The sequence below is a fragment of the Rhodoferax sp. genome (assembly GCF_039922535.1).
Taxonomy (GTDB): domain Bacteria; phylum Pseudomonadota; class Gammaproteobacteria; order Burkholderiales; family Burkholderiaceae_C; genus Rhodoferax_B.
On record NZ_JBDTEM010000358.1, the window covers coordinates 1 to 10180 of the forward strand.

The window sequence follows — 10180 nt, forward strand, 5'->3', positions numbered from 1 at the left end:
TTAGCCTTCATGATGTTGGGCAAGGTGACGTAACGGGGCTCGTTTAAACGCAAATCGGTGGTGACCACGGCGGGCAACGACACGCTGATAGTTTCCAGGCCGCCATCGACTTCGCGGGTGACGCTGGCTTTGCCGTCGGCAACTTCGATCTTGCTGGCAAAGGTGGCTTGCGGCAGGTCGGCCAGGGCGGCGAGCATTTGGCCGGTCTGGTTGCAGTCATCGTCGATGGCCTGCTTGCCCAGGATGATGAGGCCGGGTTGTTCTTTGTCGACCAGGGCTTTGAGCAGCTTGGCCACCGCCAGGGGCTGCAGTTCTTCGCTGGTTTCGACCAGGATGGCGCGGTCGGCACCGATGGCCATGGCGGTACGCAGGGTTTCCGTGCACTGGGTGACGCCGCAGGAAACGGCGATGATTTCGGTGACCACGCCCTTTTCCTTCAAACGCACGGCTTCTTCCACCGCGATTTCGTCAAAAGGGTTCATGCTCATTTTGACGTTGGCGATGTCTACGCCCGTTCCGTCGGTTTTAACGCGGACTTTGACGTTGTAGTCCACCACCCGTTTCACTGCTACCAAGACCTTCATCACTGCACTCCTTAGAGTTATTGAATTGACGTATACCTAAGCCCGCTGATTTTATGCCGCAGCAGGTCCCGTCTTGGGCCAACGCCCAGATCACCGTGGGTACTCCGTTAAAAAGCACGACCGTTCGTTTTAAATTATAGACGGCGATATGCGCGCTACCGTCATCCAGGCGACAGCTAAGGTTTCAGCCCACCGCGCTCCTTTTCAAACTCGGGGTAAGGCTTTGTATAGCGCCGAGATGTACACCCAGCCCCCGCACCATTGCGCTGCGTGCGACAGGCCTCTTGCGCGCTTTGCTGCATGCCGTTGTACCAAGCCTCGGTGGAGCATCCTGCCAGCAAAAACACCAGTGCAGCACCCAGCAAAACTGTTCGTGGTTGCATAACTCAGCCTCCTTTTTTAGGTGTGGTCGGGGCAGCTCGGGCAGCGCGCTCTTGTGCCTTGAGTTCACCCAAGCTGCCCGACCACAGCCGATAGAAACCCTCCTGGGCCGAGGTCTGCAGCCAGCTCTCCCAGCGCGTGTTGTCCAGCGACGCGTCAGTGGCCACCACCCCGTCCTGCGCAATCCCCACCGCCAAGCTGCCGCCCGTGCCGCTGCGGCGCTGTGCCTGCAGGCGCAAGAAATTGGCTTGAATACGCGACAACTCTGACTGCGACGCAGGGCTGAACCGGTACAACATCCAACGCCGCCCGGTGGGCGCGGGCTCCAGCCCCATGGCCGGGGTTGCCGTGACGTTCAGCTCCATGGGCAGCTTGCGCTGCACCGGCTCAAAAGCCCCGGCAACGGCGGGCTGGATGTCGATATTGAAGCTGGGCGTACCGTTCACCGTGGGCAGCAAACGGGTATCCACCTGCACGGCAAATAGGATCTCTGCCGGGCTGGCGTGCAGCAGCTGGTCGGGCAGCTGGGTCAGGCGCGCCATGGAGCGGATAGGAATGCCGGAGCAGGCCGCCAATCCGAGCAACAGACTGGCATAGACCGCCGTTTTCCAAAAACTTGGCATTGTGTTGTATTGCTAGTGGATATTGATAAATTATTGTTTTACAGAAATTATTTGTCAAATTAAAATAACCCTTAGCTTCAGGAATCCACCATGCACCACGCTGCCGCAAACCCTCCAGCCGACGTTTTGGCCTTGCGCCGTACCAGCCACATCCTGGCGGCCGCTTGTGGTCTGTTGGTCTGGGCGCTGCCTCTGGCCGTGTTGGCCTGCTGGGCACTGGCCGATGTCAGCACCCTGGCCTCCCAGGCCCACTTGGCACCCGGCGCGATACAGGGCGCACTCACGCCACTGCAGCGGGTGGCGGGTGCGCTACTGACCTGTGTGCCAGTTGGCTTGCTGCTGCGCGGCCTATGGACGGCGCGCCAATGCTTTCAGGGATTTGCCCGGGGCCATGTCTTTACCCCACAAGCGGTGCAGGGCCTGCGCCACTTTGCTGCGTGGGTTATGGCCTCGGTAGTGGCGGGCATGCTGCTGGTGCCCGCCCTGTCGGTGCTGCTGACGTTGAACAACCCGCCGGGCATGCGGCACCTGGCGATCGCGCTGGGCTCGGACCACATCTTCACCCTACTGTTTGCCGGTGTGGTGTGGCTGATGGCCGCCATCATCGGCCAGGGTCAGGCCTTGGCCGAAGAAAACGCGGCTTTCGTTTAAGGCAAGCCGATGCCTATCGTGGTGCAACTCGACGTAATGCTGGCGCGTCGCAAGCTCAAATCCAAGGTGCTGGCCGAACTGGTGGGAATGACCGAAGCCAACCTGTCCCTGCTCAAACAGGGCAAGGTTAAGGGCGTGCGCTTCGATACCCTGGAGAAGATCTGCAGCATCCTGCAGTGCCAGCCCGGCGACCTGCTGGTTTACGAGGCAGATGCCGACACCACCGCGGCGCCCTGATCTGCCCCATTCGCCGGCACCGCCCGCGTATGCACCACGCGCTGCGGGTACGGCACGTCGATCTGGTGGGCGCGCAAGGCCTTCAGAATGCGCAGATTGATGGCCGAGCGCAGATTGCCCTGGCCGTTTTCCGGGTCGTTGATGGAATACCCCAGATTGAAGCCCAGTCCATCGGCACCAAACTCGGTCAAGGTGGCGAACGGGGCCGGGTCGCGCAGCACGCGGTCTTCCTCCAATGCCGCGTCCACTAGCAGGCGCATCACCAGATCCACATCGCTGTCGTAGCCGACGGACACCTCGGTGTTCTGCGAAATCCGGCTGCTGTTGAGCGACAAATTTTCGACCCGCTGGATCAGCAGCATCTCGTTGGGCACAATGGATTCACGGCCATTGGGGGCGCTGACCACGGTGTAGCGGGCGTTGATGTCGGTGACCCGGCCTTCAAAGTTGTCCACCTTCACAAAGTCGCCAATGCGGATGCTGCGCTCGGCCAAAATCACAAAGCCGCTTACATAGTTGGCCGCCAGCTTCTGCAGGCCAAAGCCAATACCCACCCCCACCGCGCCGCCCAGCACCGACAGCGCCGTCAGGTCAATCCCCACCGATGACAAGGCCACCAGCAAGCCCACAAACATCAGCAAAGCCCGCGTGGCATTGCTGATGGCTTTGCGCAGCGACAGCGCACTGCCGGTGGCCGACTTAAGCAGCCGCGCCTCGATGGCCGCAGAAATCCACAGCGTGAAGATCAACACCGCGCCGGCGGTGAGCGCGCCCTCCACCAGGTTGCGGGCCGACAGCGTGGAGCCGCCGACCTTCCATTTGAACTGGTCCAGCTCGTCCAGCAGCACCGGCAGCAGGCCGCTCACCCACAACACCATGGCCAGCCAGGCCACCCAGGAAATGGTGCGCTCCAGCAGCCGCACCACGGGGGCATTGTGGAACGCCACCTGCAGCACCTTGACCCCGGTGCGTATCACCGCCAGCGACACCAGCACCGGCATGGCAATCTTGAACAGCGCCAGCGGAATCCACTGTTGCAGTAGCAATTCGTCCAGCAGGCCCAGGCCCAGCAGCAGCAGCGGGAACATCACGCCATCGACGATGCGGCGGCCGAACAGGATGGACTTTTCGTCCGGTGTGCCCACCGCCCGGCGCAGCAGCCACACCAGGGTCCAGGCCAACAGCATGCACACGCCCAAAGAGGCCAGTTCCACCAGGGCGGTGGGGCGTAACAGCGCGGCAATCCAGCTGTCTAAATCGGTGATGGGGGCGGTATTGGAGGGAGAAGAAGGGGAAATAGAATTCATGGAGACGTTGGAGAAAACAAACCAAAAAAGGTTCCCGCGCAGGTGCTACCTGCGCAGGCAGCTACAAATTAAGTAGCATGTGCACAAAGTTACAAATCGGCCAGCACCCGGATGTGGGCTTCCACGCTGCGGCCCAGCGCGCTCAGGTCGTAGCCGCCCTCCAGGCTGCTGACGATGCGGCCCTTGGCGAAGCGGCGGGCGATGTCCTTGATGCGCATCGTGATCCACGCATAGTCTTGCTCGACCAGGCCCATCTGGCCCATGTCGTCTTCGCGGTGCGCGTCGAATCCGGCGCTGATAAAAATCATCTCGGGCCGGTGGGCTTCCAGGCGTGGGATCCAGGCCATTTCGACCAGTTCGCGCACCTCCATCCCCTTTGTATAGGCGGGCACAGGGATGTTGACCAGGTTGGGGGCATCCGACAGCGCCCCGCCCTCGGGGTAAAACGGGTGCTGGAAGAAGCTGACCATCAGGATGCGCTCGTCCCCCGCGACGATGTTCTCGGTACCGTTGCCGTGGTGCACGTCAAAGTCCACAATCGCCACCCGCTGCAGGCCGTGGCGCTCCAGCGCGTACTTGGCGGCAATCGCCACGTTGTTGAAAAAGCAAAAGCCGCTGGCCGTGTCGCGCCCCGCATGGTGGCCGGGCGGGCGCACGGCGCAAAAAGCGTTTTCCAGCTCGCCCGCCATGACCGCGTCGGTGGCGGCCAGCGTGGCCCCGGCGGCGGCCAGTGCGGCATCCCAGGTGTAGATGTTGAGGCTGGTGTCGGGGTCGACCTGCGCGTGGGTCGGGCCACCGGCGTTAATGTCTTCGCGCAGTGTGTCGGTCAGGCCGCGCAGGGTGGCGATCAGTTGGCGGCTGTGCGCCAGTTCGATGTCGGCCAAGGCAGCGGGTGCGGCTTGGATGTGCTCCAGCGCATCACCCACGCCGCTGATCAGCAAACGGTCGTCAATCGCGTCCAGCCGCGCCGGGCATTCGGGGTGGCCTGCGCCCATTTCGTGTTTGCGGCAGGCGGGGTGGGTGAAGTAGCCAGTCTTGTTCACGGGAATGGGTCTTTGTATTTCGGTTAACGTCTCAGAATGGACGTAAAAAACAAACTCAACGAACTGCTAAATCAGCTTAACACGGTGATAGTCGGGAAATCCTTACAGGTGCAGGACTGCGTGGCCTGCCTGTTGGCTGGGGGACACCTGCTGATCGAAGACGTGCCCGGTGTGGGCAAAACCACGCTGGCGCATGCGCTGGCCCGCACTTTTGGCTTGCAGTTCTCGCGCGTGCAGTTCACCGCCGACCTGATGCCCAGCGACCTGACCGGCGTGTCGATTTACGAGCGCGGCAAAGAAAGCTTTGTGTTCCACCCCGGCCCGCTGTTTGCGCAAATTCTGCTGGCCGACGAAATCAACCGCGCCAGCCCCAAAACCCAGAGCGCGCTGCTGGAGGCCATGGAAGAAAAGCAGGTCACCGTGGAAGGCGCGACCCGCCCCCTGCCCTCGCCGTTCTTTGTCATCGCCACGCAAAACCCGCTGGACCAGCTCGGCACCTTCGCCCTGCCCGAGTCGCAGCTGGACCGATTTTTGATGCGCATCTCGCTGGGCTACCCCGACCGCGCCTCGGAGCGCCAGTTGCTGGCCGGGCAAGACCGGCGCGACCTGGTGGAGCACTTGCCCAGCCTACTCAGTCCGGCGGAGCTGCAACAGCTCCAGCAGCAGGTGCTGCAAGTCCACGCCGCCGACCCGCTGCTCGACTACGTGCAAGACCTGGTGGCCGCCACGCGCTCGGGGCGCTGGTTTTTGCAGGGCCTGAGTCCGCGCGCCGGCATTGCGGTGGTGCGCGCCGCCAAAGCCCAGGCCCTGCTGAGTGGCCGCGACTATGTGGCCCCCGACGATGTGCAGGCCATCCTGGCGCAAACCGTGGCGCACCGCCTGGTGCCGGTGGGCGATGCCGGGCGCGGCGCAGTGGCACAAGTGCAGGCCATGATTGCAGGCACGCCGCTGCCGTGAACATGCTGCGCGCCCGCTTCCAGCGCTGGTGGCAGGCGCGCATCCACTTGACCGACACCACGCTGCTGACCCAGCGCAACGTCTACATCCTGCCCACCGGCCCCGGCTGGATGCTGGCGGCCACGCTGCTGGTGTTGCTGGTGGCCAGCATCAACTACCAGCTGAATCTGGGCTATGTGCTGACCTTTTTACTGGCCGGTTGCGCTGTGGTAGGCATGCACGTGGGCCACGCCACGCTGCGCGGCCTGACTCTGCATTTGATAGCACCCGACGCACAGTACATGGGTGCTAGCGCCCCGATTGCCATACAAATCAGCAGCACGCGCAAAACCACGCGACACGGCATCGGCCTGGCTTTGTTGGGCAGTGGCCACTGGGCCTGGACAGACGTGCCCGCACAAGGCAGCAGCCGGGTGCAAATCGCCTTTACCCCCAGCCAGCGCGGCCTGCAGCACCTGCCCGCCATCACGGCCGAGACACGTTTTCCGCTGGGCACCTTCCGCGTTTGGACCTACTGGCGGCCTGCCGCCCAGTTGCTGGTCTACCCCCGGCCCGAGGCCCACCCGCCGCCGCTGCCGCCCGGCCAGCCGCGTGCCGGTGGGGCCAGCCACAGTGCGCCCCACGCCAGCGGTGAATTCGACGGCGTGCGCCCCTACCGGCGCGGCGACCCGCTGAAGCTGGTGGTCTGGAAAAAAGCCGCCAAAGCCGATGAACTGGTCAGCCGCGACAGCCAGCAAGCCCAGCGGCACGAGCTGTGGCTGGACTACGCCCAGGCCGGGTCGCTGGGCGCAGAGGCCAAACTCTCGCGCCTGTGTGCCTGGGTGCTGCTGGCCGACCAGTTGGGGCTGGACTACGGGCTGCGCCTGCCCGCGCAAGACCTGGCGCCCGGTGCGGGCGAGGCGCACAAGCGGCGCTGTCTGGAAGCGCTAGCTTTATGCCAAATCGGCCTCTAGCGCATATTCCACCTGCACAAGCAGCTACTTATTCCATAGCAAACACCTTATGCGCTGGCGCAATCCTTTCACAACCCTACCCCGCGACAGCCGCGACACGCTGTTCCTGCTGGCCGTCATCGCCTGGGTGGTGCTGCCGCAGGTGGGCAACCTGCCCGTGTGGTGCGCCATGGCCACAGCGGGGGTGCTGGTTTGGCGCGGCTGGCTGGCGTGGAAGTCCAAGCCACTGCCTTCGCGCTGGTGGCTGGCGGTGCTGCTGGGAGCGGCGCTGGCGGCCACGCTGGCCACGCACAAAACGCTTTTGGGGCGCGATGCCGGGGTGACGCTGATCGTGGTGCTGCTGGCGTTGAAGACCCTGGAGCTGCGGGCCCGGCGGGATGCGTTTGTGGTGTTTTTTCTGGGCTTTTTCACCATGCTCAGCAACTTCTTTTTCTCGCAGTCGCTGTTGACCGCCTTTGCCATGCTGGTGGCGCTGCTGGGGCTGTTGACGGCGCTGGTCAATGCCCATATGCCGGTAGAAAACAAGGCCCCGCTGCGCGAGGCAGCCCGTATTGCCGGCGGCATGGCGCTGCTGGGCGCGCCCATCATGGCGGTGCTGTTTGTGCTGTTTCCGCGCATGGCCCCACTGTGGGGTGTGCCCAGCGATGCCATGGCCGGACGCAGCGGCCTGTCTAACCAAATGCAGGTGGGCACCATGGCCAGCCTGGCGCTGGACGACGGCATTGCCATGCGGGTGAAATTTGACGGCCCGCCGCCCGCGCAACGCGATCTGTACTTTCGCGGCCCGGTGCTGTCGCTGTTTGACGGCCGCACCTGGCAGCCGCGCTACAGCGACTTCAGCCGCAGCGGGGCCAGCGATGTGCAGGTATCTGGCCCGCCGCTGCAGTACCAGGTGACGCTGGAACCCAACAACCGCCCCTGGCTACTCACCTTGGATGCCACCCCCCAGGCCCCCACCCTGCCCGACGGCCTGGGCGCGGTGATGACACCCGACCTGCAATGGCTGGCCAGCCGCCCCACCACCGACCTGCTGCGCTACCAGGCGCAAAGCTATTCGCAGTTCCGCTATGGGCCACAGCGCGCCAACATCAGCCTGCAAAGCTTTGTCGATCTGCCCGCAGGCTTCAACCCGCGCACGCTGCAACTGGCGGCCGACCTGCGGCGCGCCCAGCCCACTGCCGACGCTGCAGCGCTGGTGCAAACCGTGCTGACCCGACTGCGCACCGGCGGCTACAGCTACACGCTAGACCCCGGCCTGTACGGGCGCGACACGGCAGACGAATTCTGGTTTGACCGCAAAGAGGGTTTCTGCGAACACATCGCCTCGTCCTTCGTGATCCTGATGCGGGCGCTGGATGTACCGGCGCGCATCGTCACCGGCTACCAGGGCGGCGAACTCAACAGCATGGACGGCTTCTGGGTGGTGCGCCAAAGCGATGCCCATGCCTGGGCCGAGGTGTGGATATCTGGTCAAGGCTGGACCCGTGTGGACCCCACGGGCACGGTGTCACCAGGCCGTGTGGGCAGCTTTACCCGGCTGCAAGCCCCGCGCGGGGCGATTGCCAACACCCTGGCCACCGTCAGCCCCGACACCGCCCGCCGCCTGCGCGCCGCCTGGGACGCAGTCAACAACGGCTGGAACCAGTGGGTGCTGAACTACAGCGAGAGCAAGCAGCTCAACCTGCTGAAAAACATCGGTTTTAACAGCCCCGAATGGGAAGACCTGGGCAAGGTACTGGCCGCCCTGCTGGTGCTGGCCAGCCTGGGCGGTGCTGCCTGGGCCCAGTGGGAACGCCGCCAGCACGACCCCTGGCTGCGCCTGCTGGACCAGGCAAGGCGCAAATTGGCCAAAACCGGTATCACGGTGCCCACCAACGCGGCACCCCGGCAGATGGCTGCGCTGGTACTGGGCCAACCCGCCCTGCGCGACTGGCTGCTGCAAATGGAGGCCCTGCGTTATGCGCCGCACAAGACTGGAAACGCCGACAGCCTGGCAGCGCTGCGGCGGGCATTCAAGCGGCTAGTGTGGCCGCGCTAGACTTGGGCGGTCACCTTTCCACTCCCATGCACAAACTTCTCCCGATTGCTCTCGTTTTAATAACTGCCTGCGCTCTTCCCGTCTGCGCCAAGAGCCTAAAAACCCTAAAAAACAAGCCTGGTACCAGCGCCACACCCAGCGGCCCGCTGTATGCCAGCCGCGAGGATGTGATGGCCATCGCCGACGACATCGCCGAGCGCCGCGGCCTGGACCCGATCTGGGTGCACCAGATACTGGCGCAAGCCCGGTTCATCCCCAGCGTGCCGCGCCTGATGGCCCCCGCGCCCACGGGCACGGTGAAAAACTGGAAGGTCTACCGCAGCCGCTTCATCGACCCGGTGCGCATTGCCGCCGGCGTGCGCTTCTGGCAGGCCAACCACGCCACGTTGGAGCGCGCCGAAAAGGAATATGGCGTACCCGCCGAAATCATCGTCGGCATCATTGGCGTAGAAACCATTTACGGCAAGAACATGGGCAACTTCCGGGTACTCGACGCACTGGCCACGCTAGCCTTTGACTTCCCCGCCAGCCACCCGCGCGCCAAGGAGCGCAGCGCCTACTTCAAGGGCGAACTGGAGCAGTTCCTGAGCCTGACCCAGCGTGCCGGTATCGACCCCTTGAGCCTGCGCGGCAGCTACGCCGGGGCCATGGGCCTGCCCCAGTTCATGCCGACCAGTTGGGTCAACTATGCGGTGGACTTTGACGGCGACAGCCGGGTCGATCTGTTCAGCAGCCCGGCCGACGCGATTGGCTCGGTAGCCAGCTACTTCAAGGCCTTCAACTGGCAGCCCGGGATGCCCGCCACCTACCCGGTACAGCTGGCACCGAATGCCGACATGGACGCCCTGCTGGCCCCCGACATCCTGCCCACCTTCAGCGTCGCCCGCTTCCAGGCTCTGGGTGCACAGCTCGACGGCCCCGCCCTGCAACACACCGGCCCGCTGGCACTGGTGGAGCTGCAAAACGGTGGCGACCCACCGCAGTACGTGGCAGGCACCGAAAACTTCTACGCCATCACCCGCTACAACTGGAGCAGCTACTACGCCATGGCGGTGTTGGAGCTGGGGCAGGAAGTGGCGGCCATCGTCAAAGGCAAAACTGCACCATGAGTGCCGGCAGCTCCAGCTTTGTGGCGTTCATCGTCGAGCAACTGGTCGGCATGGAGCAGTTGCAAAGCAAGCCCTTTTTTGGCGGCATTGGCCTGGTGTCTTGCGACACCCAGTTTGCGATGCTGATGGGCAACACGCTGTACTTCGCGGTGAGCGACGCTACCCGCCCGCAGTACGAACAGATGGGCAGCCAGTGCTTTGCCTACAACACCAAGGCCCGGCGCGTGCAGGTGAAGAAATACTTCGAGGTCCCTGCGGAAGTTCTGGAAGACCCCACGGCCCTGCTGACGCTGGCGC

General features: G+C 63.9%; 11 protein-coding genes. 7 read left to right on the forward strand and 4 right to left on the reverse strand.

Annotated elements, in window-relative coordinates:
• Positions 1-584: electron transfer flavoprotein subunit beta/FixA family protein (locus tag ABI213_RS17055; protein WP_348027967.1), on the reverse strand; the 584-nt coding region annotated here is incomplete at its 3' end.
• Between the two features lie 386 nt (positions 585-970).
• Positions 971-1588 carry a hypothetical protein gene (locus ABI213_RS17060; protein ID WP_348007856.1) on the reverse strand — a complete coding sequence of 206 codons (618 nt, stop codon included), beginning with the start codon at positions 1586-1588 and terminating at the stop codon, positions 971-973.
• 90 nt (positions 1589-1678) lie between these two features.
• Between ABI213_RS17060 and ABI213_RS17065 the strand changes: the two genes are divergently transcribed.
• Both ABI213_RS17065 and ABI213_RS17070 read left to right on the forward strand, forming a co-directional pair.
• Entirely contained in the window at positions 1679-2239 is a 561-nt protein-coding gene (locus ABI213_RS17065; protein WP_348007855.1) for a DUF2975 domain-containing protein, read from the forward strand.
• A gap of 9 nt (positions 2240-2248) precedes the next feature.
• Positions 2249-2476 (forward strand): helix-turn-helix transcriptional regulator, encoded by a 228-nt coding sequence (locus ABI213_RS17070; RefSeq protein ID WP_348007854.1) that lies wholly within the window; start codon positions 2249-2251, stop codon positions 2474-2476.
• Here ABI213_RS17070 and ABI213_RS17075 read toward each other — a convergent pair.
• Together ABI213_RS17075 and ABI213_RS17080 are read right to left on the reverse strand one after the other, a co-directional pair.
• A complete protein-coding gene (locus ABI213_RS17075; protein ID WP_348007853.1) occupies positions 2440-3783 on the reverse strand; it encodes a mechanosensitive ion channel domain-containing protein in 1344 nt (447 codons plus the stop codon). The genes ABI213_RS17070 and ABI213_RS17075 overlap by 37 nt on opposite strands.
• 89 nt (positions 3784-3872) lie before the next feature.
• Positions 3873-4826: a histone deacetylase family protein gene (locus tag ABI213_RS17080; RefSeq protein WP_348007852.1), complete on the reverse strand. Its 954-nt coding sequence runs from the start codon at positions 4824-4826 to the stop codon at positions 3873-3875.
• Between the two features lie 36 nt (positions 4827-4862).
• On the opposite strand from ABI213_RS17080, the gene ABI213_RS17085 reads away from it, so the two are divergent.
• The 5 genes from ABI213_RS17085 to ABI213_RS17105 all read left to right on the forward strand — a co-directional run.
• A complete protein-coding gene (locus tag ABI213_RS17085) occupies positions 4863-5783 on the forward strand; it encodes a MoxR family ATPase (RefSeq protein ID WP_348007851.1) in 921 nt (306 codons plus the stop codon).
• Between the two features lie 2 nt (positions 5784-5785).
• Positions 5786-6736 carry a DUF58 domain-containing protein gene (locus ABI213_RS17090; RefSeq protein ID WP_348007860.1) on the forward strand — a complete coding sequence of 317 codons (951 nt, stop codon included), beginning with the start codon at positions 5786-5788 and terminating at the stop codon, positions 6734-6736.
• Between the two features lie 49 nt (positions 6737-6785).
• Complete coding sequence (locus tag ABI213_RS17095) at positions 6786-8774, forward strand: DUF3488 and transglutaminase-like domain-containing protein (RefSeq protein ID WP_348027969.1); 1989 nt, start codon at positions 6786-6788, stop codon at positions 8772-8774.
• Positions 8775-8800: 26 nt separating this feature from the next.
• Positions 8801-9883 (forward strand): lytic murein transglycosylase B, encoded by a 1083-nt coding sequence (gene mltB, locus ABI213_RS17100; protein WP_348006073.1) that lies wholly within the window; start codon positions 8801-8803, stop codon positions 9881-9883.
• A partial coding sequence (locus ABI213_RS17105) for a TfoX/Sxy family protein (RefSeq protein ID WP_348027971.1) occupies positions 9880-10180 on the forward strand: 301 nt, incomplete at its 3' end. The genes mltB and ABI213_RS17105, both read left to right, overlap by 4 nt.

What these genes read in the sequence shown, in the direction of transcription:
- ABI213_RS17060 (WP_348007856.1), bottom strand. Translation starts at nt 1,588, where the DNA reads ATGCCAAGTTTTTGGAAAACGGCGGTCTATGCCAGTCTGTTGCTCGGA.
- ABI213_RS17065 (WP_348007855.1), top strand. Translation starts at nt 1,679, where the DNA reads ATGCACCACGCTGCCGCAAACCCTCCAGCCGACGTTTTGGCCTTGCGC.
- ABI213_RS17070 (WP_348007854.1), top strand. Translation starts at nt 2,249, where the DNA reads ATGCCTATCGTGGTGCAACTCGACGTAATGCTGGCGCGTCGCAAGCTC.
- ABI213_RS17075 (WP_348007853.1), bottom strand. Translation starts at nt 3,783, where the DNA reads ATGAATTCTATTTCCCCTTCTTCTCCCTCCAATACCGCCCCCATCACC.
- ABI213_RS17085 (WP_348007851.1), top strand. Translation starts at nt 4,863, where the DNA reads ATGGACGTAAAAAACAAACTCAACGAACTGCTAAATCAGCTTAACACG.
- ABI213_RS17090 (WP_348007860.1), top strand. Translation starts at nt 5,786, where the DNA reads ATGCTGCGCGCCCGCTTCCAGCGCTGGTGGCAGGCGCGCATCCACTTG.
- ABI213_RS17095 (WP_348027969.1), top strand. Translation starts at nt 6,786, where the DNA reads ATGCGCTGGCGCAATCCTTTCACAACCCTACCCCGCGACAGCCGCGAC.
- mltB (WP_348006073.1), top strand. Translation starts at nt 8,801, where the DNA reads ATGCACAAACTTCTCCCGATTGCTCTCGTTTTAATAACTGCCTGCGCT.